Source organism: Sorangium sp. KYC3313 (genome assembly GCF_052075895.1).
Lineage (GTDB): Bacteria > Myxococcota_A > Polyangia > Polyangiales > Polyangiaceae > Sorangium > Sorangium cellulosum_B.
On the sequence record NZ_CP197255.1, the window covers coordinates 6,532,240 to 6,557,689 of the forward strand.

A 25,450-nucleotide genomic window follows, 5' to 3' on the forward strand; every position below is an offset into this window, starting at 1 on the left:
GGCAGGCGCGGCTACGAAGGCAGCCCTGGAGTCCCACGCGACCATGCCCACGCTGCTGCGTTCACCGGCCACCAGGCTCGGCGCCGCGCTCGTCGCGATCGCGATGGCGCTCGTCGGCTTCCTGCCCCTCTTCGACGGCCCCGGCTACGAGAGCGCGCTCGCCGCCGGCCTGATCGTCCCGGGCGCCGCCGCGATCGTGACCGCCCTCGACGTCGCCGCGCATCGGCCGGCGCCTGTCGAGGCGTTCCGCCGCGGCGTCGCGTGCGGCGCCCTGCTCGCGGTCGTCGCGTACGCCACCACGCTGGCGCACGGCCTGCGCGCCGGCTTCTGCGATGTGCTCGGCGGCTCGGCGCACTTCGCCCTCGGGCCCGGGCTCGGCGCGGCGCTCGGCGGCGCCTGGGGCGCCGTCGCGGGCGAGCTCGCCGCCGGCATCCGGCGCGACGACGCCGCGCCTCCCCGCCCGGCGTGGCGGCGCCGGCTCATCGCCGTCCTCGCGGCGCTCGCCGCCCCCCTCGGCGCGATCGGCGTGAGCGCCGTCCGCTTCTACACGAGCCCGATCGTCTTCGCCTACGACCCCTTCGCCGGCTTCTTCAGCGGCACCCTCTACGACACGGTCGTCGACGCGTCCGGGCTGCTGACGTACCGCGCGGGGACGCTGGCCACCCTGTTCGCCGCGTCGGCGCTCGCGCAGCACCTCGTGCACGACGCGGGCGGGCGGGTGTCGTTCCAGCCGCAGGGCCGGCCCGGGCTGCTCCTGCTCGGCGGCGTGAGCGCCGCGCTGAGCGCCGCGACCGTCCTGGAGGGCGAGCGCCTCGGCCACTTCCAGACCTCCGAGAGCATCGCGGCCGAGCTCGGCGCGCTCTCGAAGGGCCAGCGCTGCGAGGTCGTCCACCCGCGCGGCATGCGCGAGGCCGACGTCCAGCGCTTCGTGCGCGAGTGCGACGCCCACGTCGAGGCCGGCGAGCGCTGGCTCGGGGCGCCCGCGGTGGTCGACGGCGCGCCGCTCCGGGTCCGCGCCTACCTGTTCGAGAGCGCGGCGCAGAAGGGCGCGCTGATGGGCGCGTCGCGCACGTACGTCGCGAAGCCGTGGCGCCGCGAGGTGTACCTGCAGGCCGCCGGCTACCCGCACCCGACGCTGGGGCACGAGATCATGCACGTGCTCGCCGGCGCCTTCGCCCGCGGCCCGTTCCAGGTCGCCGGGCGGCTCGGCGGGTGGCTCCCCGACCCGGGGCTCATCGAGGGGATCGCCGTCGCCGGCTCGCCCAGGGAGGGCGAGGACCTGAGCCCGCGCGCGTGGGCCAAGGCGATGAAAGATCTCGGGATCCTGCCGCCGCTCGCGCGCCTTTTCGCGCTCGGCTTCCTCGCCGAGAACTCGTCGACCGCCTACACCGTGAGCGGCGCGTTCGTCGGCCACGTGCGCGCGACGTACGGCGCGGACGCGGTGCGCGCCTGGTACGGCGGCAAGGCGCTGCCGGAGATCACCGGCGCCTCGTGGGAGCTGATGGAGCGCGCGTGGCACGCCGATCTCGACGCGCTCACGCTCCCCGACGCGGCGAAGGCGCAGGCGAAGGCCCGCTTCGATCGGCCGGCGCTCTTCGAGCGGCGCTGCCCGCACGTGGTCGACGCGTGCACCCACGAGGCGGAGGCGCTGCGCGCGCGCGGCGACAACGAGGGCGCGATCGCCGCGTACCGGCGCGTGCTGTCGCTCGACCGGAGCCCCGCGCCCCGCGTCGCCATCGCCGAGACGCGGCTCGCCAGCGACGCGCCCGCCGAGCGCGGCGAGGGGATCCGCGAGCTCGAGGGCATCGCCGGGGACGGGTCGATCCCGCGCCACCTGCGCGATCGCGCGGCCGAGCGCCTCGGCGACGTCGCGCTGGCGGCGGGCGACCGGGAGCGCGCGGCGGCGCGGTACAGCGAGGTCGCCGGCCGGCTCGTCGACGAGGATCGGCTCCGGACGCTCGACGTGAAGATCGCCGCCGCGAACGACGAACGCGCCCGCGCGGCCATCGTCGAGCTGCTGATCGGCACGCGCGGCGGCGCGCCCGACAGGCTCCGAGCGGCGGAGCTCCTCGGCGCGTGGGCCGCGCAGTCCCCCGGCGACGGCCTGCCGAACTACCTGCTCGGCCGCCATTACCTGAGCGACGGTCGCTTCGATGAGGCCGCCGATCGCCTGGATCGGGCGCTCGCGGCCCACCTGCCCGTCCAGCGGGTCTGGATCGAGGCCGAGCGGCTGCGGCTCGTGGTCGCGTGCGGCGTCGAGGACGTCGAGACCGCCCGCAGGATGTTCGCCCAGTACGCAGCGCACGACGGGGCCGTCGGCACGGGGCCGGCCGTGAGCGAGGAGCGCCGGGACGCGGCCCTTCGCCTGCTCGAGCGCTGCACCGGCGCGGCGGCCCGCCCTACGTCCCCGGCGACCGCGGGCGACCCGCCGGCCGGAGAAAAGTGAAGAATGCCTCTCGTCCCTGCGCGCTGACGTGGTGAGATGTCGTGGAGATGCACGCAGAGCCTGCGAGCGAGAGGGTTGGCCGCCTCGTCGCGCTGAACGCCGTCCTCACCGTCGTGGCCCGCCACTCGAACCTGCTCCTGCCGAGGCCGTTCGAGGAGCTCGCCGGGGCCGTCGGCCGGTTCGCCGCGTTCCAGCTCTTCGCCGTGGTGTTCCCGGAGCCGGAGGGCGGGCTCCGCGCGTACGCGGTCTTCCGCGGCGACGCGCTCGCAGCCGCGCCGTTCGGCGCGCGCCTGCCGGCGCCCGCGGCGCTCTTCCGGCGGGTGTTCGCCGAGGGCGAGCCGTTCTCCTGCGACGACGTCCGCGCGGGGAACGCGCTCGCCCAGATGGGGGCGGGCGAGGGGTGTCTCTCGTACGTCGCGCTCCCGGTGCGGGCCGCGCCTCCGGGCGCCGAGCCCGGCCACCCCGCCGCGCGCTCCGGGCCGGCCGGCGCCGGGGCCGGCGGCTTCGGCTGCCCGATCATCGCGGCGCTCGTCGTCGGCTACGGCGACGCCGGCGCGGCGGCCTCGGCGCCGTTCCCGCTCCTCGAGGAGATCGCCGGCGCGCTCGGCGCCGGCCTGGATCGCTCGCTGCGCGTCGTCGCCGGGGAGCGCGAGGCCGCCGAGCGGCTGCTCAGGATCCGCGAGCTCGAGGAGCAGCACCGGAACCTCCTCGACAACGCGCCGCTCATCATCTTCCGCCTCGATCCCGAGTCGGGCGAGCTCTCGTTCCTGAACCGGCACGCCGAGCGGCTCCTGGGCGTGCCGGTGGCCGAGGCGCTCAAGACGCCGGGCTTCCTCGGGGAGGCCCACGCCGACCCGGAGGGCGTGATGTGCTTCGAGGACGCGGTCGCGCGGGCCAAGCTCGGGGCCCCGTCGGCCTCCTACGAGGCGCGCCTGCGGCGGCGGGGCGGCGACGCGATCACCGCGCGCGGCACGGTGTACCCGCTCGTCTCGGATCGCGGCCGCGTGGTGGCGATCGAGGGCGTCCTCGCGGACGTGAGCACCGAGCACGCGGCGCGCACGCGGCTCATCCAGGTCGATCGCCTCTCGACGCTCGGCACGCTCGCGGCCGGCGTCGCGCACGAGATCAACAACCCCGCGGCGTTCATCCTGCTCGGCCTGGACATGCTCGACCGCCTCCTGCGCGGCCCGAACGTGCGCATGGAGGGCAGCGCCGCCTCCAGCGCGTCGGAGCTCGTGAAGGAGCTGCGCGACTCGATCAAGCGCATCGTCGACATCGTCCGCGATCTCAAGCTGTTCGCGAGCCCGCCGCAGCCCGAGGGCTCGCGGCGCACGCTGACGGACGCGAACCGCACGGTCGAGTCCGCGCTGAGCCTCACGCGCGGCCAGATCATCGAGCGGGCGCAGATCGTGAAGAACCTCTCCGAGGTGCCGCCGATCCTCATGGATGACGGCCGGCTCGGCCAGGTCATCGTGAACCTCCTCGTCAACGCGGCCCAGGCGATCGCGAAGCCGGGCTCGAAGCACGAGGCCCGCGACCAGACGGTGACGGTCGAGACGCGGAGCGACGGGGAGACGGTCGAGATCGTGGTGAGCGACACCGGCGCCGGCATCGCGGAGGAGAACCTGCCGCGCATCTGGGCGCCGTTCTTCACGACGAAGGGGCCGGAGGTCGGCACGGGGCTCGGGCTGTCGATCAGCCGCGAGATCATCGAGCGCGCGGGCGGGCAGATCACGGCGGAGAGCCCGGTCCCGGGGCGCGTCCCGCCCGGCGGCGCGCGGTTCATCATCTCGCTGCCCGCGGCGGGGCGGACGGACGAGGCGACGCCGAGCGTCTCGCCTGTGCCGCGGCTCGTCTCGAAGCGGGTGCGGGTGCTCGTGGTGGAGGACGAGGCGTCGCTCGCCCGCGCGCTGTCCGATCAGCTGGGCCGCGTCCACGAGGTGGCGCTCGCGCCGAGCGCCGACGCCGCGATGGGGATGCTCGCGGGCGGGCAGCGCTTCGACGTGGTGCTCTGCGATCTGCGCATGCCCGGCATGTCGGGCGACGTCTTCTACACGCGGATCCGCGAGAGCGATCCCGTGCTGGCCCAGGGGTTCATCTTCATGACCGGCGTGGGCTTCGGCGCGGACGTCGAGCGGTTCCTCGCCTCGTCGGGCCGCCCGCTCCTGGAGAAGCCGTTCTCCGCCGAGGACGCGCTCTCCGCGATCGCCGAGGTCGTCTCCGCGAACTCCGCGCCCCGCGCGGAGGCGCGCGACAGCAGCAGGTAGAGGCGCGCGCCGTCGCCCGCGGGACGCCGTCGTCCATCGAGCTAGGCGGTGCGCGCGATCAGCCGAGGAGCTGCGCGCAGAGCCGCTGGAGCTCGCTCAGCGTCTCCGGGGTCGCCTGGAGCGTGATGCGGGAGCGGAGGTCGCCCTCCTGGTAGCTCAGCGTGAGCACGACGACGGGGGCGGCGATCTTCGCGCCGCGGTTCGCGGTCGCGATCGTGTCGACGCGCCAGTCGATGGCGGTGAGCAGCTTGCCGTGATCGAGCAGCGCGCCGCGGACGATCTCCCGCCGCACGAGCGCCCTGGCCTGATCGTAGCCGGCGAGCAGGACGGCCTGGATCTCCTCGGCGTCCTGGCCGGGCGCGAGCGCGGCGATGTCGGCCGCGAGCGCGGCGCGGTCGAGGTCGACCTTGCTCGCCTCGCGGATCAGGAAGCGGCACGCCTTGAGCACCCGCGCGAGCGCGTCGGACGCGACCTCGTGCCGGCGGCAGAACGCGTCGAGGAGCCGCTCCACGGCGGCGGGCACCGGCTCGGCGAGGCTGGGCCCGAGCGCCTCCCAGAGGCGCTGCCGCGCGCCCTCGGGCAGCTCCAGGAGCCGGCGCAGGTCGACGGCGAGCTCCGGGGGCGGCGGCGCTCCGCCGAGGCAGCGGAGCTCGGCACCGCGCGGGCTCATCGGCTCAGCTGGATCGGGACGTAGAGCGCCCGCATCGTCGCCGCCGTGCCCGCGCGCGTGTACCCGGCGAGGCCGAACAGGACGTTCCACCAGTGGCCTTCCGGGGTCTCGCCGTACGAGAACAGGGGGACGAGGTGGAACTCCCACTCCTTGCCGTTCCGCACCCGGTGCTCCCGGTACACGGTGTTGAGCGCGACCTGCGTCACCGACGTCGGGTCCGCGAACCGGAAGAAGAACGGCAGGGCCACCGTGGTGCGCGACGTCGGCGACGCGAAGTCCCAGAGGAACGGCGCGACGACGAGGTGCGTCGTGTCGCGGTTCCTCCCCGAGTAGAAGAACGGATAGATGTCCGTCTCCCAGCCGGTGAGATCCCGCGTGTGCCGCACGAGCGGCGTGAGCCAGGTGGTGTCGCTCAACCCGTGGCGCTTGAAGCGGCCATAGAACGGGAAGAGGACGAGATCATCGCTGCGCGGCGAGGTGTTCCGGTAATAGAACGGGAGCAGGAACGTCCGCTCGAGATCGATGGCCGGATCCCGGTATTGCCAGAAGAGCGGCGTGATCATGTCGAGCTCCGTCCGCCCTCGGTAGCGAGCGTAGCCCCAGGTCGCGAAGGTGCTCTCCCCCTCCTCGCCGCGCGCCTTCAGGAAGAGCGGCGTGACGAGCAGGCTCTTGTTGCCCTCGTACCCGTAGTGGAAGAACGGGAACAGCGTCGTGCGATCGTGGTTCTTGCCCCAGCTGTGCCAGTAGAAGGGCATGATGTTGAACACGTCGCCCTTGCGGGAGTGCTGCCACATCAGCGGGCCCCACACGTTCGTGGAGCGGTCTCCGACGTCGCTGTAGTGGTAGTAGTGCAGGAGCGGCGGGATGACCTCGTACTCGCTGCTCTCGTCGTGGCCGTAGAAGTAGAGGGGGGCCAGGCCGAGATCGATCTTGTCGGCGGAGCGCGTGTCGCACGCGGGGCCGCCCTTCCAGCTGCAGAAGAGGGGGCCGACCAGGTTGAAGCCGCTCTGCGCCGTGTGATGCGTGAAGGTCAGCAGAGGAGGGATGTGGAAGTAGCCGCTCCCGTCGTCGCGCTTGCCCTCGAAGAAGAGCGGCGCGAGCCAGTTGTCGTGCCGGCCCGGCTCTGCCTTCCGCCCCGGGCTCGCGGGGCGACCCTCGGACTCGCGGTGCATGAACGGGCCGACGATCGTCGTGTACGTGTTCTCGTCGCGGAGCTTCCAGAAGAAGGGGAAGAGCACGTCGGCGTCGACGTCCTTGCTCCGGCGGTTGTAGTAGAGCGGCGTCACCATCGTGGCGCGGTCGCCGGGCATCCGGCGCTCCGCCCACAGGGGGAAGACCGTCCTGAACTGGTAGCTGCCGCTCCGCTCGCTGTAATAGGGGCCGTACCAGTCGCGCTGGATCTCCGCGGCGCGCCCGACCTCCCACTCGCCGACGTCGTTCGTGCCGATCTGCTTCTTGACCGCGGGCGGCACCGCCAGCGGGTCCTCCGGCAGGGTCGGCTCCTGGGTCTGGATCGGGCTCTCCTCGGACGTCGGCGCCGCGTGCGTCTCCGGCGTGCCGGGCGGCGGCTTCGGCGGCGCGCTCGCGGGCGGCGGCTGCGTCATGCCGGGCTGGCCGAAGCCGACCTGCGCCGCCGCGACGGACGGCGCGGCGAGCGCCGCCAGCGCCGCGGCGAGCGACAGCGCCGCTCCCGCGCGTCGAGCGCGGCCCCGCCCCTCGCCCGCCGGCGCGCCGCGCGCCCCTCGCGAGCAGCCCTGCGCTCCCATCGCTTCGGAGGTCAACGCGCTCCCCGCTGGCCGCCGGGCGACGCCTCGAGGGCCCGATCCGCGAGCACGCGCGCCGCACCCTCCAGCGGGATCTCCTCCTGCACGTGCGCCACGAGATCCTTGATCTGGAGCACGCCGCGCTCGATCTCCGCGTCGCCCAGGATCACGCAGAGCCGCGCGCCGAGGGAGTCCGCGCGCCGGAGCATCGCCTTGAGCCGCCCGCCGCGCCCGTCGAGCTCGACCGGGACGCCGAGCGCGCGCAGCTGCTTCGCCAGCACGAGCGCCTGATCCGCGCCGCTCTGGCCGAGCGGGGCGAGGAAGCAGCCAGGCCTCCGGCGGGGCGAGGCGCCGGGCATCATCGTGAGCAGCCGCTCCATCCCCATCGCGAAGCCGATCGCGGGCACGCTCGGCCCGCCGAGCCCCGCGACCATGGCGTCGTAGCGGCCGCCGCCCGCGAGCGTGCTCTGGGCGCCGAGATCGCCCGCGGTCGCCTTCACCTCGAAGAGCGTGCGCGTGTAGTAGTCGAGCCCCCGCACGAGCGACCGATCGACGACGTAGTTCACGCCGAGCACGTCGAGGCAGCGGCGCACGCCTTCCCAGTGCGCCCGGTCCGCGTCGTCGAGCAGATCGAGGATCGACGGCGCGTCGCGCGACACCTCGTGATCGCGCTGGTCCTTCGAGTCGAGGATGCGCAGGGGGTTCTTCTCGAGGCGGCGCTGCGAGTCCTCGCTGAGCTCGGCCTTGCGCGGCGTGTAGTGGGCGAGCAGCGCCTCGCGGTAGCGCTCGCGCGTGCCCGCGCTGCCGAGCGAGTTCACGTGAACCACGAACTCGGCGACGCCGATGCGCTGCAGGAAGCCGGCGACGAGGTCGATCGTCTCGGCGTCGCAGAGCGGCCCGGGATCGCCGAAGAGCTCGCAGCCGGCCTGGTAGAACTGGCGGTAGCGCCCCTTCGCCGGCCGCTCGCCGCGGAACATCGGGCCGAGGTAGTACCAGCGGGTGACCGGCTCCTTCGCGTGGACCGCGTGCTCGACGTAGGCGCGCGCGGCGCCCGCGGTGCCCTCGGGGCGGACGGTGAGGTGATCGCCGTGGCGTTCGAAGGAGTACATCTCCTTCTCGACCACGTCCGTCGTCTCCCCCATCTGGTGCCGGAAGAGCTCCGTCGGCTCGAGCAGCGGCGTGCGCACCTCGGCATAGCCGTGGAGCTCCGCGTGGAGGCGGAAGGCCCCCTCGAGCTTGTGCCAGCGCTCCACCTCTTCGGGGAGGATGTCGTTCATCCCCCGTACCGCGCGCAGTTCCATCGCGCGGCGCTTATGGTCGGTGCTGGCGAGCGGGTCAAGCTGGTCGGATGCTTCCGGGTTACGCTCGGGTCTCGCCGGCGCGTCGCCCGAGGGCTATGAGGTCTTTTCAGAGGCATGGCGAAGGCGAAGGCACGCGCTGCGGCGATCGATCTTGGGAAGGCCCGCGTGGGCGTGGCCGTGACCGACGAGCTCGGGCTCTACGCGCACCCGCGGCCGCTGCTCGACGGGCGAAACCGCAAGGCGCTCCTGGAAGCCCTTGCGGCGCTCGTTCGGGACGAAGGCATCACCCGGTTCCTGGTGGGGCTGCCGCTCGAGATGAACGGGGACGAGGGGCCCGCCGCGCGGCGGGCGGTGGCCTTCGCGCAGGCGCTGGCGGACGCGGCCGGCGTCGAGGTGGAGCTCGTCGACGAGCGGCTGACGACGGTCGAGGCGGCACGGCGGCTGCGCGACGGGGGCGTCTCGGGGCGGAAGAGCAAGGAGCGCGTCGACGGTGCGGCGGCGGCGCTGCTGCTCCAGGCGTGGCTCGACGGACGGCGCTAGACCGCTGCACCCCGCTCTGGCCTCGACCGGGAGGCGCGCGGCCAGGGATCGTCGAGGCTACCGGCTCTCGCTGCGGAGCAAGAGGTACGCGCCGGCGGCGCCGACCGCGCCGACCGCGAACAGCACGACGTCCCACATGGGCCATGCGACGCCGGCCGCGCGCCGGAGGACGACGGCCTCCACCACCCGCACGAGCAGCGACGCGAAGCCGTACGCACACAGGCCGACCACGATCGGCCGGCGCAGGTTGTCGGCCAGATCGACCGCCTTCATGCTGTTGTTCCAGACGGTCTTGCGCACGTGGCTCGCGCTGATCAGCGCAGGGGTGATCAGCGCGAAGCCGATCCCGGACGCGAGCAGGACGGCCTCGAGGCCCGTCAGGTTGTCGGTCACCTGGCCGCCGCGCGACAGGCGGATGATCGCGGTGACGAGCGTGATCAGGCTGCCGGCGACCCAGAAGAGGCCGAGCGCGAAGAGCAGCAGGATGAGCGGCCTCGCCATGCTCACCTGCTGCGCCTGGCGGAGCTGCATCGTCGGCGCCACGCGCGGCGCCGACGGCATCGACACGCGCGGCCCGGGCGACCCGGGGGCGTCGAGCTCCTTGGGCTCGGACTCGCTGGTGTCGTAGAGCGCGAGCTCCGCGTCGAGCTCCTCCATCGTCTGGTACCGATGGCCGGGCTCCTTCGCCATGGCCCGCTGGATGATCATCTCGAGCGGCTCGGGGATGCTCGGCTCGAGCGAGCGCGGGCGGGGCGGGTCCTCGGTCAGCACCGCGGTGAGCGTCGCGGTCGGATCGTTGCGGTCGAACGGGCGGCTGCCGGTGAGGGCGCAGTAGAGGATCGCGCCGACGGCGTAGATGTCCGCCCGGTGATCGACGCGCTCGCCGCGGGCCTGCTCCGGCGCCATGTACGAGGGCGTGCCCATGATCATGCCGGTCTGCGTGAGCGCGGCGCCGGGCGCGTCGTCGACCTTGGAGATGCCGAAGTCGATCACCTTGGCCGTCGGCATCGCGAGGTCGCCGGTGAGGAACACGTTCTCCGGCTTCATGTCGCGGTGCACCACGCCCTTCGCGTGGGCCGCGGCGAGCGCCTTGCAGATCTGCCGGACGATGCGCACGGCGGGGCCGGTCTTCATCTTGCCGGCCTCGTTGAGGTAGTCGGCGAGCTCCTTGCCTTCGAGGAACTCGTTCACGAGGAACGGACGGCCCTCCGCGGTGCGGTGGACGTCGAAGACGGTGACGACGTACGGGCTCTGCACCGCGGCCGCGGCCTCGGCCTCGCGCTGGAAGCGCGAGATCACCTGGGGCTGCCGCGCGAACTCCGGGTGCAGCATCTTGATGGCGAACCGCTTGCTGGCGATCCGCGTGTGGCGCGCCTCGTAGACGCGCCCCATGCCGCCCTCGCCGACGACGCGCATGACCGTGTACGTCTCGTTGAGCGTCTTGCCGACGAGATCGTCGCGGAGCGCGTCGTCCTCCGACTCATCGAGCGTCGCGGCGTCGCGCGGGCAAACCCTGAACTCGGCCGGGTACCTGACCCCGCAAGTGGGGCAGACCTTGGGGGTCGAGTTGTCGCTCCCGGGGGTCGGGAGCGCCGTGGCGGAGGAGGAGAGGCTCGTCATCGCGTTCGCGATATGAAGGTCCGACTGCGAGCCGCGCGCGTCCGACTGCGGTCGGGAGGCTTCGTCGGGGGGCCGGATGGTGCCGGGCATCGCCGACCGAGGGTAACCAATCGGCCGTTCTGGGGGTGACAAATCGCGCGGCCGTGTCGACCGCGTTGACGGACCGAGGCACCTGCGTATACTCGCGCGCTCCTCAGCTCACTGGCCTGAACTTCGTGGGCTCCCGCCACTACGGGCGTGGTGCTCACATTCAGGCGTCACTTGGCCAGCCGCCGGTCCCGTTCTTTCCGTTTTCGGAGAAGACGAGCCGGCCCGGACGCTCGGTAGCGCACCGGCAGGGCCATGGAGAGCCAGCCATGCTGCACTCGGTTCAGAAGACGGACATCATCCAGAAGTACGCGATCCACGACGGCGACACCGGGTCGCCGGAGGTCCAGATCGCCCTCCTCAGCGAGCGGATCAACCAGCTGCAGGAGCACTTCCGCACGCACCAGAAGGACCACCACTCCCGCCGCGGTCTGCTGAAGCTGGTGAGCCAGCGCCGCCGGCAGCTCGACTACCTGAAGCGCGTCGACATCGAGCGCTACCGCGGCCTCATCAGCCGCCTCAACCTCCGCAAGTAGCGCGATCCTCGGGCCGATCAGGCCCGAGGTCGCGGCGCGAGGCGTGCGCCGCACGCCCGCGCTGCGCGAGAGCAGGCGACCTCGCTTGCCGCCGGCCCGCTGGGCCTGTCTGTCCCACCTGCTGCTTCACCACCACCGGCGGTTCCCCCAGCGGCTCGCCCGCGTGTGCTCGGTCCTGCTCGCGGCCCGCACGCGCGCGGTCCGCCTCGTCCGCGGGTCCGCGCGCGCCTTTCTGCACAAGCACCCCTGCGCGCGCGGCCGTTCCGGTCCCTTCCGTTCGGGAGCTTTTGCGGGACGCACCCCTGAACGCCTGCGTTTTGCGCTGGCGAGAGTGGAGCGGACGCTCTAAGGAGGTCACTCATTGACCACGGACCGGCGGGGCGATCGGGCCTCGCCGTTCCCGAGCGCGGGCTCCGCGCGTCTTCGTCTTCGCTTCGTGCGCAGCAGGTCGGCTCCTGCGCAGGAACCGAGGAAGAAGAGCAGCCCCTCGCGCTCGGCGTAGCGCCGCACGCAGCGGCCCTCGCGATCGTGCGAGAGAGAGCTGAAATCCCAATGTTCGTTCGTGAATCCGTCATGGTGGGTGGCCGTGCCCTCACCCTCGAGACCGGCCGCCTGGCCAAGCAGGCTCACGGGGCCGTGCTCGTCACCTACGGCGATACCATGGTGCTCGTGACCGCCGTCTCGCAGGACGAGCGGCCGGGCCTCGACTTCTTCCCCCTCACCTGCGAGTTCGTCGAGAAGACGTACGCCGCCGGCAAGATCCCCGGCGGCTTCTTCAAACGCGAGGCGCGCCAGCGCGAGGAGGAGATCCTCTCGAGCCGCCTCATGGATCGCCCGCTCCGCCCCCTCTTCCCGGAGGGCTTCAAGCGGGACACGCAGATCATCGCGACCGTCCTCTCCAGCGACAAGCAGAACAAGGCGGACGTCCTCGCCCTGACGGGGGCGAGCGCCGCGCTGCACATCTCGGACATCCCCTGGCACGGGCCGGTCGTGGGCGTGCGCGTGGGCCGGCTCGACGGCGAGTTCGTGGCGTACCCCACGGTCGCCGACATCGAGCGCTGCGACATCGACCTCGTCGTCGCCTGCTCGCGCGACGCGATCGTGATGGTCGAGGGCGGCGCCGCGGAGGCGACGGAGGCGGAGATCATCGACGCGCTGATGTTCGCGCACGAGACCGCGCAGCCGGTGCTCGATCTGATCGAGAAGATGCGCGCCGCGGTGGGCAAGCCGAAGCGCGAGTTCGTCGCGCCGGCGCTGCCGGACGAGATCAAGCGGCGCGTCGCCCAGATCGTCGACGAGGACCTGAAGGCCGCGACGAAGGTGACCGACAAGAAGGCGCGCTACGACGGCTACAGCTCGCTCAAGAAGAAGCTGACCGAGACGCTGAGCGCCGAGCTCGGCGCCGACAAGCTCCTGCCCTTCCAGGGGCTCGTGAAGGCGGAGTTCGAGGAGCGCAAGGCGCACGTCGTCCGCACCTACGTGATCGAGGAGGGCAAGCGCATCGACGGCCGCGACGGCAGGAGCATCCGGCCCATCATGTGCGAGGTCGGCCTGCTCCCGCGCGTGCACGGCAGCGCCCTGTTCCAGCGCGGCGAGACCCAGGCGATCGTCACGACGACGCTCGGCACCTCGACCGACGAGCAGAAGATCGACGGCCTGATGGGGGAGACGTGGAAGCGCTTCTACCTCCACTACAACTTCCCCCCCTTCTCGACCGGCGAGACGAAGCCGCTCCGCGGCCCCGGCCGGCGCGAGATCGGCCACGGCGCGCTCGCCGAGCGCGCGCTCTCCCGGATGATCCCGGCGCCGGATCAGTTCCCGTACACGATCCGCATCGTGTCGGAGACGCTCGAGTCGAACGGCTCGTCGTCGATGGCGGCCGTCTGCGGCGGGTGCCTCTCGCTCATGGACGCGGGCGTGCCGATCAAGTCGCCCGTCGCGGGCATCGCGATGGGGCTCATCATGGAGGGCCAGCGCTACGCGGTGCTCTCGGACATCCTCGGCGACGAGGATCACCTCGGCGACATGGACTTCAAGGTCTGCGGCACGGCGCGCGGCGTGACCGCGATCCAGATGGACATCAAGATCGCGGGCCTGAGCCGGCAGATCCTGATGCAGGCGCTGGATCAGGCGCGCGAGGGGCGGCTCCACATCCTGGGCAAGATGCTCGAGACGCTGCCGACCACGCGGCCCGAGCTCAGCCAGTACGCGCCGCGCATCACCACGGTGCGCGTGAAGCCCGACCAGATCCGGCTGATCATCGGCCCCGGCGGCAAGACCATCAAGGGGATCGTCGACCAGACCGGGGTCGCGATCGACGTCGAGGACGACGGCACGGTGAACGTCGCGTCGGCCGACTCCGACGCCGTGAAGAGGGCGCTCGACATCATCAAGGGCCTGACGGCCGAGCCCGAGGTCGGCGCGACCTACAAGGGGACGGTCAAGCGCATCACCGACTTCGGCGCCTTCGTCGAGATCCTCCCGAACACCGACGGCCTGCTGCACATCTCGGAGATGGCCCACACGCGCGTCGAGCGCGTCGAGGACGTCCTCAAGGAGGGAGATTCGCTCGACGTGAAGGTGCTGAGCGTCGATCGCGAGGGGAAGATCCGGCTGAGCCGGCGCGAGCTGCTCCCGCTCCCGGAAGGCGAAGAGGGCGATCGGGCGCGCGAGCGCATGGCGCAGGCGCGCGACGCCGGGCCGCCGCCGCGGCGCGATGGGCCGGGCGGGCGCGGCGGCGATCGCGGCGGCGATCGCGGATCGCGGCCCGGCATGGATCGCGACCGAGGCGGACCGCCGCGCGAGCGCCGAGAGCGCCGCTCCTAGTCACAAGGCACCAGGCGGGACCTCATGCCGCGCTGCGGCGCGCGCCCGAGCCACCCCGCCGCTCACTCCCCCTCAGACAGCTCTCCGATTCGCAGCGATCCGCGGCCGCGCGCGCGGATCGCTGCCGCGCGCGGCTGGGCGCCGCGCTCCGCTGCTGCGTTGACGCGCGGGTGCGCCGCGCCGCGCAGCGGCTCATCCTCCAGCTGCTTTGTTGGAATCCGGTGAAGTCCGCATGGCCCGTTCACAATCGGGGTAGTGTCGCGACCCCTGCTCGTGGCATGCTCCGCCCGTGCTCGTACGCAGAGCGAAAATCGTCTGTACCATTGGCCCTTCGTGTGACTCTCAAACGACGCTGGAGCAGCTCATCCGCGCCGGTATGGATGTCGCTCGACTCAACTTCTCTCACGGCTCGCATGAGGATCATGGCAAAGCAATCGCCACGGTCCGTGCGGCTGCGGAGGCATGCGGGAAGCCTGTGGCGATCCTGCAGGACCTCTGCGGCCCGAAGATCCGAGCCGGTCGCTTCCCCGGCAACACCTTCGAGGTGGCTGACGGGGCTACCGTATGGCTGACCGAGGCGAACAGGGACAGCCCTGTCGCGACGCCCGGCGAGATCCCGATCCTCTACGAGGGGCTCGCGTCCGATCTGCAGCCGGGCGACGTCGTCCTGATCGACGACGGCCGCGTCGTCGTCACCGTGACCAAGGTCGAAGGGGACCGCGTCCAGGCCGGCGTGACGCAGGGCGGACGCCTTCGCGATCGCGTCGGCGTCCACCTGCCCGCCAGGCGTGTGCGCATCTCCGCGCTGACCGAGAAGGACAAGGCCGACCTCAGCTTCGGCCTCGCGCAGGGGGTCGACTATGTCGCCCTCTCGTTCGTCCGCAACGCGGACGAGGTCCGTCACGTTCGCGACATCTGCGAGGCCTGGGGTCGCCCGACGCCGATCGTCTCCAAGATCGAGACGCCAGGCGCCATCGACAACCTCGAGGCGATCATCCTCGCCTCGGACGGGGTGATGGTCGCGCGCGGCGATCTCGGCGTGGAGTTCAACCCGGAGCGGGTGCCGATCATCCAGCGCGAGATCCTCGGCCTCGCCCGCGTTCACCAGAAGCCGGTCATCGTCGCGACCGAGATGCTCCAGTCGATGGTGACCGCGACGCGCCCGACGCGCGCCGAGGCGAGCGACGTGGCGACGGCCGTCTTCGACGGCACCGACGCGGTCATGCTCTCGCAGGAGACCGCGACCGGCGCGCACCCGCCGCTCGTCGTGCGGATGATGGCCCGCATCGTGACGGAGGCCGAGCAGAGCTCGTTCTACCGTTATCTCTCGAGCGAGCAGCCCGGCCAGCGCGCCAACGTCCCCGAGGCGACCGCGCGCAACGCGTGCGACATCGCGCGGGACATCGGCGCGAAGCTGATCCTCGCGTTCACCGAGAGCGGCCTCACCGCGCGGTACGCGTCGAAGGCGCGCCCCGTCGTGCCGATCGTCGCCTTCTCGCCGAACGACACGACGCGCCGGCGCCTCGCGCTGCTCTGGGGCGTGGTGCCGTTGCCGATCGACGCGCTCCGGAACTCGGACGAGATGATCGAGCGCGCCACCGGGTACCTGCTTGCGAACGGCCTCGTCTCGCCGGGCGACAAGCTCGTCACCATCTTCGGCGCTCCTGTCGGCGTCTCGGGGTCGACCAACACGATTCGGGTGAAGGTCGTTGAATGAGCCTGCCCGCCCGCGATAGGGGCTCGTCGGGCGAGCAGGAATCCTTCTCCAGAAACGCGGGCGCAGAAGTCCTCCCGAAGCTCGAGAAATACGAGCTGATCGAGGAGCTAGGCCACGGCGGGATGGCCACGGTCTACCGCGCCCGCGACCCGCGGCTCCGCCGCGAGGTCGCCGTCAAGATCATCCACAAGCACCTCCGGGAGAACGCGGAGGTCGGCACCCGCTTCGTCGCCGAGGCGCGCGCGGCGGCGAAGCTGCGCCACCCCGGCATCGTCGAGGTGTACGACGTCTCCAGCGAGCAGGACCGCGAGCGCTACCTCGTCGTCGAGCTGCTCCGCGGCGCCACGCTGCGCAAGATCCTGGGCGCCCACCGCGAGATGCCGGCCGAGATCGGCGCCGCGGTGGTGCTCGAGCTCTGCGACGCGCTGGAGCACGCGCACGCGTCGGGGATCATCCACCGCGACGTGAAGCCGGAGAACGTGCTCGTCGAGCTGCCCTCCGACCGCGACGGTGAAAGCCGCCGGGACGGCGCGAGCGTGGTGATCAAACTCACCGACTTCGGCATCGCCAAGATCCTGGACGCTCAGGGCGTCACCTCGACGGGGCAGGTGCTCGGCTCTCCGGCGCACATGGCGCCGGAGCAGATCGAGGGCGGCGAGGTCGACGCGCGCACCGATGTGTTCGCGCTCGGGGTGCTCTTCTACGAGTGTCTCGTCGGGCACCTGCCGTTCGAGGGCAAGAACCCGGCGCAGGTGCTCCGCAAGGTGCTCGAGGGGATCTACCCGGAGGCCGAGCGCGAGCGGGCCACCGTGGGCGCGCGCTGGAGCCGGATCGTCGCGGGCGCCCTCGCGCACGACATCGCCGCCCGCCCGGCGAACCCTCGCGCGCTCGCGGATCAGATCAGGGCCGAGCTCACGGCGCTCGGGATCGCGGAGCCGCGCGCCGAGCTCGCCGCCTACTTCGCCGACCCGGCAGGCTACGCCGAGCGGCACGTCGCGCGGCTCGTCCCGTGCCTCGTGGCGCGCGCGGAGGCCGGCCGCAAGCGCGGCGACGTGCCCGGCGCGGCCGCGGACTACAACCGGGCGCTGGCCCTCGCGCCGAACGACCTCACCATCCTCAAGCGGCTCGCGAAGCTGAACGCGAGCCGCAACCGGCAGAAGCTCGCGCTGCGCGCGCTGCTCGTCGCGCTCGGGTCGGTGGCGCTCGGCCTCGCCGCGTTCACGATCGCCCGCGCGCTCCGCGACCTGCCGCCGGTGGACGGGGACGCGCTCGCGGCGGCCGAGCCGACGCCGACGCCGCCGACGCCGCCCATCGACGCCCTCATCCCGTCGCCGAACGTGCGCGCGGTCGCGCCGAGCGCCAGGGAGGTCGCGAGCGCGCCGCGGCCCCGCGCGCGGCCGCCGTTGCCGCACATCCCGCGCGTGGCCGCGCCGACGGAGGACGTTCCGGCGGTGCGCGACGTCGTCTTCCAGATCGTCCCGAGCGGCGCCAGGCTGGTGCTCGATGGCGTCGAGATCAGCTGGTTCGGCGCGAACAAGGTCACGCCCCTCAAGGTCGGCACACACACGGTTCACATCAGCGTGCCCGGCTCGCGGTGCTGCAAGCCGTACGCGGGCGTCATCTCGGTCGTGGCGCCGAAGCCCGGCGTCTCCGCGCCGCAGCGGATCGTCCACAAGCTGGAGATCCTGCCCAGCACGGTCGTCCTGAGCGGCGCGCCGCCGAGCGCGCAGGTCGCGTGCCCGCAGATCGGCCTGATCGGCTACGCGGGCACCCCGCAGGCCGTGACCTTGAACGACGTGTCCTGGAGCGGGAGCTGCCTCTTCACGCCCGCGTCGCCGGAGGCCGCGCCGCGCGTCGGCAACGTGACGCTGGTGGCCGGCGAGCCGAACACGGTTTCCTGGCCGTCCGGCTGACGGCATCGCCGTCATTGTGGCGTCCGCTCCGGAATTCTCAGCATCCCCGCCCAAACTCCGCTACATCACGGCGCACCCCTTCCGCATGGCTGCGCGAACTCCAGGCAGGAGATCTCCCGGCGCTCGCTTCCCATCGGTCGGGGGCTTCCGCGCCCTGCGCGCGCCGCGGCGCCTCGCGGCGGCGGCCGCCGCAGCCCTCGCGCTCTGCTTCGCGGCGCCGGCGCGCGCCGACGACGTGCAGCAGTTCGAGCTCGCCAAGACGCGCTTCGACGCCGGGCACTACGAGGAGGCCGTGAGCCGCTTCGCGGCGATGCTCGATCCCGCGAACGCGCCCTGCGAGCGCGGCCCGATCGAGGCGGAGGGCAAGCCGTGCAGGATCTCCGAGCCCGGCCTGGTCGAGCGGGCGCGCGGCCTCGCCGCCGCGGCGCTCGTGGCGCTGCGGCGCACGAGCGAGGCCGAGGCGTACATCGAGAAGATCCTCCTCGACAACCCGGTGTACTCGCCGAACCCGGCGGTGTTCCAGCCCGAGGTCATCGATCGGTTCACCGCGGTCCGGGCGCGCATCCGGGCGCGCATCGAGGAGGTGACGCGGCAGAAGGCCGAGGCGCAGCGCGCGGCGCGGCTGCGGATCGAGCGGGGCCGCGAGGACGAGCGCCGCTGGGTCGCCGAGCTCCACCGCCTCGCCGGGCGCGAGCGGGTCGTGGCGCAGAACTCCCGCTGGACCGCGATGCTGCCCTTCGGGGTGGGGCAGTTCCAGAACGGCGACGATGGGCTCGGCTGGTTCTTCCTGGTGAGCCAGGCCGTCGCCGGCGGGACCTCGATCGTCTCGGCGATCGCGCTGGCCAGCTACGAGAACGTCGACATCTCGCCGAGGTCCTCGGGGCAGGGGGGCGGCCCGGCGCAGAGCGTCGACATCGACGCGCTGAACAGCCGTATCGGGACCGCGTCCGCCGTCAACCGCGTGGCCTTCGGGGCGTTCGCGACGCTCGCCGCGGCCGGGATCGCCCACGCGCAGATCACGTTCGTCCCCGAGCGGGTCTCCTTCCGGACGCGCCCCGTGCCGCCGCCGCCGCCGAGCTTCACCGCCGCGCCGACGATGTCCGTGGTCCCCGGCGGCATGGTCGTGGGGCTCACCGGCCGGTTCTGACCGGGGTCGCCGCGCGGCTCACGCCTTCCGCGCGGCGGCGATCCAGAACCCGCCGAGCTGCGCGAGCGGCGTGTCGCACAGCGCCCACTCCGCCCCGCGCAGGAGGCGCCCGAGGCCCGGCACGCGCATCGCGGCCGCGAACGGCGTCACGATGCGCACCCCGCGCGAGGCGACGACGCGCACGCCGTCCGGCATCAGGGCGGCGGCGGCGCTCGGCGCGTCGAAGCGCGTGAAGACGGCGCTCTCCCGGGTCCTGTCGCTGATGGCGCCCGCCGGGCCGAGCCGCTTCACGAGCCCGCGCAGGCTGTAGGGGTTGTAAAACTCGGCGATCACGTGCCCGCCGGGCCGCACCACGCGCGCCATCTCCGACAGCGCTCGACGGACGTCCTCCACGTGGGCGAGCACCTTGAACGAGCACGCGACGTCGAAGCTCTCGTCGGCGAACGGCAGGTCGGTCGCGCTCCCCTCCACGACGTCGAGCCCGCGCCCCCGGGCGCGCTCGAGCATGCCGGGCGAGAGATCGACCCCGCGCGCGGCGCGCGCGAACGCGCCGATCCGCGCGAGCAGGAGCCCGGTCCCGCACCCCACCTCGAGCACGTCGCGGCCGTCGCCGAAGCGGCGCACGAAGTCGACCTCGAGCGCGTCGACGAGGTCGTGGTATCCTCCGGGATCGCGCCCTCCGCGCCGGGCCTCGTAGCGCGCTGAGAACTCGTCGTAGTACGCCCGCGTCGCGCGCAGGTGCTCGTCCGTGCCGGCCTCTACCGTCTGGGCTCCCATGGGCCCGCTATAGTACTCCGCGCCGCGGGCTGCCCGCGCTCCTTGCGCTCCTTGCGCTCCTTGCGCTCCTTGCGCTCCTTGCGATTCACCGCGCCGGGCCGCATCTCTCCTGCGAGGTGACCCATGAAACCCGGCGACCATCCCGATTTCTTCCGCTTCGCGCCGCCCCCAGGGACCTCCCGCGAGAGCTCGATCCGGCTCGATCGCGAGGGCCGCTTCTGGCACGACGGCGCCCGGGTCGACCATCCGGCGATCGAGCGCGGGCTCCGGTCCTGGATCGGGCGGCACCCGGACGACGGCCGGCCGATCCTCACGAACGGCTACGACTGGTGTTACTTCCAGGCCGACGACGCGCCGCTCTTCGTCGACGCGCTCCGGATCGGCGAGGGCGGCGCGGTCTCGCTGCTCCTGTTCGACGGCACGGAGGAGCCGCTCGATCCGGCGACGCTCTCGCTCGGCGAGGACGGCGTCGTGTACGCGCGCGCCCGGAGCGGCGCGCTCGAGGCGCGCTTCTCGCGCCACGCGCAGACGCAGCTCGCCCCGCTGCTCGTCGAGGCCGAGCCGCCCACGCTCTGCGTCGGCGGGCGCGAGGTCACGCTGCCCCCGCGGGCCGCGCGCTAGCCCCGCGCGCCGGAGATCCAGAGCGGGATCGCCGTGGCGCGGGGCCGAGGCGGCCGCGCTCGGCTCAGTACCGGTACTGCCAGAGCAGGTCGAGCATGCCCGAGGTCGCCTGGCGCGCGTCGACGCCCACCGTGCCGCGGAGCGTCCAGTGCTCGCTGAAGCGCCAGTCGATGGTGACCTCGGTCCGCGTGCCGCGCTCGCTCGCCGTCCCGCCGGGGGTCGGCCCGCTCGAGCCCGTCGCGGCGCTCTGCTGCGCGCCTTCCTGGAAGGTGGCCTGCGCCGTCAGGTTGTCGCTCAACCGGTAGACCACGCTCGTCCGCAGCGCGCCCTCGGACGTCGTCCCGAACCGCGTCGTCAGCCCGCGCAGCGGCGCGATGCCGCTCAGCAGCGCGTTGAACTGCGCCGACGCGATCTCGCTGCCGACCGACGCCGCGACGCCGCCGGCCGCGAGGCCCGCGGGCGTCTGGGAGCCCGCGGCCTGCGCGCCCTCCGAGAAATCGGCGCCGAACAGGAGCCGCGCGAGGATGTCCTGCTGCGAGCTCGGCGGGCTCGAGGTGAAGCGCAGCGTCCTGTCGGTGATGGGCCGGAGGTTGCCGTTGAAGGCGACGTGGATGCGCGTGCCGTCGGGGGCGTCCCAGTGCGCCGTGACGTTCAGGTGCGGGTTCGACGCGTCCTCCTCGCGCAGGCGCACGCGCCCGCCCTCGATCTCGAACACCTTGCCGTAGATCTCGAGCTCGCCCCGCGTGACCTCGATGCCGCCCGACACCCGCGTGTCCTCGCCGATCACGACGCGCGGCGGCGCGTCCTCGGCGCCCCTCAGGCGCAGCCGTAGCCCCGCGCCGCTGACGAACGCGTCGCGCACGTCGAACGTCACGGTGTAGCGGAGCGCGTCCGCCGCGCGCCGCTGCTTCTCCGGCCCGAGCGGGTGCGAGACGGAGATGTCGGGGTTGTCGTCGAGCGGCTGGACGTCGCGGCTGCTCGTCGCCGGCAGCGAGACGCGGAGCGTGGGGACTTCCGGGACCGTCACGTACAGCGCGAGCTCGCCCGGCTTCTTCTCCGCGATGAACGACAGCGCCCCGGAGGCGGTCCCGAGCGGCACCCCCTCGAGCGTGAGCGGGAGGGCCTGGTCCTCGGCGATGGTCAGCGCCCCGGCGCCGTCGCGCAGCGAAAGCCCGGCGAGCCGGAACAGGGCCCAGCCCTGCGCCATCCCGGTCGTGCCCGCCGCGCGGAAGCCCTCGATCCGGAGGACGCCGCCCTCGGCCGTGATGCGGGCGGCCACGTCGCGCAGCTCCTGCCCGAGCTCCGGGATGTGCACGACGCCGTCCGTGACCTGTAGCTGCGCGCGGAGGTTCCCGTCGGCGTCGGACGGGCCGCCGAGCTCGATGCGGAGGTCGCCGTCCAGCGTCCCGTCGACCTTGCTCAGCAGCCCGCCGACCAGCGGCTGGAGCGCCGCGAGCCGGAAGCGCTCCGCGGAGATGGCGAGGTCCGTGCGCTCGCCGTCGAGGACCGGGAGGAGCCCGCCGCGGAAGCGCACGCTGGCGAAGGCGTTCGCGCGGATCTTGCCGCCGCGTCGGCCCTCGAGGGCGAGCTCGGTGACGCGGAGGTGCCCGCGCCCGGCCTCGCGCATCGGGTCGATCCGCAGCGCGAGCACGCCGCGATCGAAGGCGAGGTCGTTCCCCAGCGTGACGCCCGGCACCGTGAGGCGCGCCTTCAGCGACGGCGCGATGTTGAGGCCGCGCATCTCGATCTCGCCGCTCACGCGCCCGGCGATGCCGCTGTCGGCGAGCAGGGGGATCTCGCCGAGCGGGACCTCGCGCAGCGTCGCGCGGAAGGAGCCGGTCCACGCCGGGGGCGGAGGCGCGCCCTTCCGCGCGCGCGCCGGGACGTCCGCGAGCAGGCGCTCGAGCGGCGCGAGCACCTCGGCGCTCACGGAAGCGATCTCGGCCGCGCCGCGCGTGACGTGCGCGTCCAGCGTGGCCTTCTCGCTGTCGTACGTGAGCCACGCGTCGAGATCGGTGGGGAAATGGAGATCCGTCGCGCTCGAGGCGCCCGGCGGCGCATAGGTCAAGCCCCACCAGAGGGTGCGCGCCGTCAGGAACGGACGCTCGATCGTGCCGCTTGCGTACGCGTCGATCCGCACCTCGCCGGCGAGCGGCGGGAGCGCCTCGCGCACGAACGAGGGCAGCGTGGTGAGCTGGTCCATCCCGCGCCGCGGGATGGATGCGTGCGCGGCGATGGGCGAGCGCAGGAGCGACGACCACCGGTCCGCGGGCGGCCCCGTGAGCGCCTCGAGATCGAGCTCGAGCGCGCCGGAGACGTCGGCGAGCAGCCCGCCGTCGTACAGGGTCAGCGCGGCGTCCGCCTTGCCGGTCGCGCCGCTGAACGAGCCCCTGAGCTGCGCGTCGACGAAGCGCGACTCCCAGGCCGGGCGCTCGGCGCCCAGCCGATGAGGACCGGCGAGCGCGAGGCCGTGCGTCCGCACGAGCACGTCGTGCAGCGAAGGCAACGGCTCGCCGGCCGCGCGCGACACCCCGAAGCTGGTCGTGAGCTTGCCGCGCACCTCGCTCACGATGTGCCCGATCGGCATGAGCTGCGCGAGGCAGCCGAGGTCCCAGTCGTTCGCGGCGACCTCGGCCTTCCCGACCAGGGTGGTCCAGGTCTCCGCGCGCAGCAGGGGCCCTTCCAGCGTGCCCTCGGCGCCGGACACACGCACGCTCGCGAGGGTGCCGGCGCACCGCGGCAGGGCGTCGTTCCACGCGCCGCTCGGCGGCTGCGGGCCCTTCCCGTTCGGTTGCGGCGATGGCGCGTCGATGCGCACGGACCCGTCGGCCTTGACCTGGTCGCGCTCGAAGGTCGCCGTGAGCTGCGCCGAGACGCCGGACAGGAACGCGACCTCGCCCCCCGTGAGGCCGAGCCGCACGTGGCCCGAGCGCCCTGTCTCGCGGTCCCGATCGAGCGCGACGTCGACCTCCGCGCGCCCGCGCACGCGGATCGGGATCCCGAGGAACCGGGCCACGCGGCCGACGTCGATGCCGTCGCCCTGGAGGCGTCCGGTCACGTCATCGCCCCGCACCGCGAGCCGGCCCTTCAGCGAGCCGAGCTCGGCCGAGGAGAGATCGAGCCCCTCGACGGCGAGCCCGCCGGCCGAGGAGGTGATCGCCGTGATTTTCCCCGCGATCGCGGCGCCGTCGCGCTTCAGCTGGAGCTCGACGTCGCGGAGGGCGAGGGGAGTGGAGGTCAGCCGCGCGGAGGCGCTCAGGGCGTCGTCGCCGTCGGTGAGCGTCGCGCGGAGCTTCGGCGAGGCGAGCGGGCCGGAGATCCGCGCGGTGACCTCGTCGAGCGTGTGGCCGCCGGCGAGCGCCTCCTTCCCGGAGAGCGAGGCGTCGATCGCGAGCGCGTCGATCGGCCCGGAGACCCGCCCCGCGACGCGCGCGCTGGCGAGCGCGACGTCCTGGCCGACCCGGAGCCCGGCGAACGCGCCTTCGACGCGCGCGTCGAGCGCTCCCCCGCGCAGGCTCCCCTCGACGCGCACGCGGCCGGCGCCGTCGACGGGCCCGGCGAGGCGCGGCGCCGCGGCGAGCGCCGGGATGTCGGCCGTCGCCGCGAAGCGGAGGCCCTGGCCCCCCGGCAGGAGCGAGACGGCGGCGTCGATCGGCGCGCCCGGCTCGTGGAGGTGCACGCGCGCGTGGAGCTCGCCGCGATCGAGCACGAGGTGGACGTCCGCCGCCGGCACGCGCTGCCCGAGCAGCGCGGTGGGCTCGGTCCGCGCCTCGACGGAGAGCCGGAGCAAGTCGCCGAGCTCGACGCGCACCCGGCCGTCCGCGGTGATCAAGGGCGCCGGCTCGGAGCCGCGCTCCGGCGCGGGCTTCGCCGCGGCAGCGCGGAGCCGGGCGGGCGCAACGCGGGGCAGGGCGGGCGCGGCGTGGGTCAGGGTGGGTGCGCCGCGGGGCAGGGCGGGCGCGGCCGGGACGGGCGCCGCGCCGGCCGGGACGGGCGCCGCGCCGCTCGCCGCATCGGGCGAGAGGCGCACGCCGAAGAGCCGCAGATCGACGTCGCGCGCCTGGACCTCCGCGTCGAGCCGCACGGGCCCCGCCACGTCGAGCCGCCCGGTGAGGGCGAGGCCGCCGCCCGCCCCGCCGGCAGGATCCGCCGAGGCCGAGGCCACCACGTCGAGCTGCGGGAGATGGCCGTCCACGGCCACGCGCGCGGAGATCGGCTCGGTGAGGGGGTGGTCCGGGAGGAGGCTCCGCAGCTGCTCCGGCGTGGCGCGCGGGACGCTCGCCTGCGCCTCGAGGTGCCCCTCATCGAGCACGGCCCGCGCGGTGATCTCGACGTCGGCGAGCCGACCGGCGAAGCTGCTCCACATCAGGACCTTGTCCCCGGCGCGGAGGTGGTAGTTCGCCGTGCCCGCCGTCCTGGCCGGCAGGAACGCGCGATCCACGAGGCCCGTCTGATCGACGTCGACCGCGACGCCCTCCGGGCCGACGTGCACCGACCCGAAGAGCCGGCTGACATCGGCGTCCAGCGCGCGCGGCGGAGCGACCTGCCCGTGGACCCACCCGCGCCCGATCTCGACGTGCGAGAGGGCGACGACGACGTCGCGCGGAGGCGCCTCGGGCCTGGACGAGGGCGGGCTTCGCGGCGGCAGCGGCGTGAACGTGTCGCCGAGGGTGACGCCCCCCGCGCCGTTGTCCTGGACCAGCACGTCGGCCTGCTCGACCCGGATGTACGGGACCTCGATGCGGAGCGCGCCCGCGCCGAAGAGCGCGCCGCGGAGCATCGCGAGCACGTCGGCGCGCGCCTCGAGGCCGCTCGCGCGGATGACCTTGTTCCCCCGTGGATCGAGCGCGACCGCCGATCGGATCCGCACGCCGCCCAGGCCGAGCGCGTCGATCTCGTCAGCGACGATCCGCCCCTGGAACAGCGAGCCGAGGAGCCGGTTCGTGGCGTCGCGGGCCACGCGGCGCGCGGCGGGCGTGTCGAGGTGGAGCGCGACGCCGACGGCCGCGGCGCCCGCGAACGTCAGCGTGAGCCCGAGCGCCGCCGCGACGGCGGACGCAGCGCGGCGCGCGCGTCCCGGCGCGCGCGGCGGGCGCGGTGCCGAGGAGCGCCGCGCCTCGGGTGCGGGGTCGGGCGTCACGGCGGGTAGCTTAGTACGCACGGGGCGCGGCGACCGTGCTGGCGCGCGGCGCGACGGCAGGCGGCGGAGGAACGCCGCG

The 25,450-nt window shown here is 73.6% G+C and carries 15 protein-coding genes; 9 read left to right on the forward strand and 6 right to left on the reverse strand.

The features are described 5' to 3' along the window. Nucleotides 1-43 precede the first annotated feature (43 nt). Both ACSRUE_RS25425 and ACSRUE_RS25430 read left to right on the forward strand, forming a co-directional pair. Nucleotides 44-2,446 (forward strand): hypothetical protein, encoded by a 2,403-nt coding sequence (locus ACSRUE_RS25425; protein ID WP_441285853.1) that lies wholly within the window; start codon nt 44-46, stop codon nt 2,444-2,446. A gap of 47 nt (nt 2,447-2,493) precedes the next feature. Continuing rightward, nucleotides 2,494-4,713 (forward strand): hybrid sensor histidine kinase/response regulator, encoded by a 2,220-nt coding sequence (locus ACSRUE_RS25430; protein ID WP_441285854.1) that lies wholly within the window; start codon nt 2,494-2,496, stop codon nt 4,711-4,713. Between the two features lie 58 nt (nt 4,714-4,771). Here the strand turns inward: ACSRUE_RS25430 and ACSRUE_RS25435 are convergent, their stop codons facing one another. From ACSRUE_RS25435 to hisS, 3 genes are read right to left on the reverse strand one after another with little or no spacing between them, the layout of a single operon-like run. Then, on the reverse strand, nt 4,772-5,383 hold the full coding sequence (locus ACSRUE_RS25435) for a COMM domain-containing protein (RefSeq protein WP_441285855.1): 612 nt from the start codon (nt 5,381-5,383) through the stop codon (nt 4,772-4,774). Continuing rightward, the gene (locus ACSRUE_RS25440) at nt 5,380-7,164 is read right to left on the reverse strand and encodes a hypothetical protein (RefSeq protein WP_441285856.1); all 1,785 of its coding nucleotides are present in this window, start codon (nt 7,162-7,164) and stop codon (nt 5,380-5,382) included. Before ACSRUE_RS25440 ends, ACSRUE_RS25435 begins: the two co-directional genes overlap by 4 nt. Beyond that, nucleotides 7,161-8,423, reverse strand: coding sequence for a histidine--tRNA ligase (hisS, locus tag ACSRUE_RS25445; protein ID WP_441285857.1), 1,263 nt, complete (start codon nt 8,421-8,423; stop codon nt 7,161-7,163). The genes ACSRUE_RS25440 and hisS overlap by 4 nt, the downstream gene beginning before the upstream one ends. A gap of 138 nt (nt 8,424-8,561) precedes the next feature. On the opposite strand from hisS, the gene ruvX reads away from it, so the two are divergent. Then, nucleotides 8,562-8,987 carry a Holliday junction resolvase RuvX gene (ruvX, locus tag ACSRUE_RS25450; RefSeq protein WP_437766791.1) on the forward strand — a complete coding sequence of 142 codons (426 nt, stop codon included), beginning with the start codon at nt 8,562-8,564 and terminating at the stop codon, nt 8,985-8,987. 57 nt (nt 8,988-9,044) lie between these two features. Here ruvX and ACSRUE_RS25455 read toward each other — a convergent pair whose 3' ends face one another. Next, the gene (locus ACSRUE_RS25455; protein ID WP_441285858.1) at nt 9,045-10,607 is read right to left on the reverse strand and encodes a serine/threonine-protein kinase; all 1,563 of its coding nucleotides are present in this window, start codon (nt 10,605-10,607) and stop codon (nt 9,045-9,047) included. Between the two features lie 356 nt (nt 10,608-10,963). Between ACSRUE_RS25455 and rpsO the strand changes: the two genes are divergently transcribed. From rpsO to ACSRUE_RS25480, 5 genes are all read left to right on the forward strand, one after another. Beyond that, nucleotides 10,964-11,230: a 30S ribosomal protein S15 gene (gene rpsO, locus ACSRUE_RS25460; protein ID WP_272093461.1), complete on the forward strand. Its 267-nt coding sequence runs from the start codon at nt 10,964-10,966 to the stop codon at nt 11,228-11,230. A 552-nt stretch (nt 11,231-11,782) separates the two neighbouring features. Next, nucleotides 11,783-14,056 carry a polyribonucleotide nucleotidyltransferase gene (gene pnp, locus ACSRUE_RS25465; protein WP_441285859.1) on the forward strand — a complete coding sequence of 758 codons (2,274 nt, stop codon included), beginning with the start codon at nt 11,783-11,785 and terminating at the stop codon, nt 14,054-14,056. 289 nt (nt 14,057-14,345) lie between these two features. Continuing rightward, on the forward strand, nt 14,346-15,773 hold the full coding sequence (pyk, locus tag ACSRUE_RS25470; RefSeq protein ID WP_437766795.1) for a pyruvate kinase: 1,428 nt from the start codon (nt 14,346-14,348) through the stop codon (nt 15,771-15,773). Beyond that, a complete protein-coding gene (locus ACSRUE_RS25475) occupies nt 15,770-17,686 on the forward strand; it encodes a serine/threonine-protein kinase (protein WP_441285860.1) in 1,917 nt (638 codons plus the stop codon). The genes pyk and ACSRUE_RS25475 overlap by 4 nt, the downstream gene beginning before the upstream one ends. Before the next feature lie 85 nt (nt 17,687-17,771). Next, entirely contained in the window at nt 17,772-18,833 is a 1,062-nt protein-coding gene (locus ACSRUE_RS25480) for a hypothetical protein (RefSeq protein WP_441285861.1), read from the forward strand. An 18-nt stretch (nt 18,834-18,851) separates the two neighbouring features. Here ACSRUE_RS25480 and ACSRUE_RS25485 read toward each other — a convergent pair whose 3' ends face one another. Continuing rightward, the gene (locus tag ACSRUE_RS25485; protein WP_441285862.1) at nt 18,852-19,610 is read right to left on the reverse strand and encodes a class I SAM-dependent methyltransferase; all 759 of its coding nucleotides are present in this window, start codon (nt 19,608-19,610) and stop codon (nt 18,852-18,854) included. 123 nt (nt 19,611-19,733) lie between these two features. On the opposite strand from ACSRUE_RS25485, the gene ACSRUE_RS25490 reads away from it, so the two are divergent. Next, complete coding sequence (locus ACSRUE_RS25490; protein ID WP_437519896.1) at nt 19,734-20,231, forward strand: hypothetical protein; 498 nt, start codon at nt 19,734-19,736, stop codon at nt 20,229-20,231. Nucleotides 20,232-20,295: 64 nt separating this feature from the next. Here the strand turns inward: ACSRUE_RS25490 and ACSRUE_RS25495 are convergent, their stop codons facing one another. After that, a complete protein-coding gene (locus tag ACSRUE_RS25495) occupies nt 20,296-25,371 on the reverse strand; it encodes a translocation/assembly module TamB domain-containing protein (protein ID WP_441285863.1) in 5,076 nt (1,691 codons plus the stop codon). Nucleotides 25,372-25,450 lie beyond the last annotated feature (79 nt).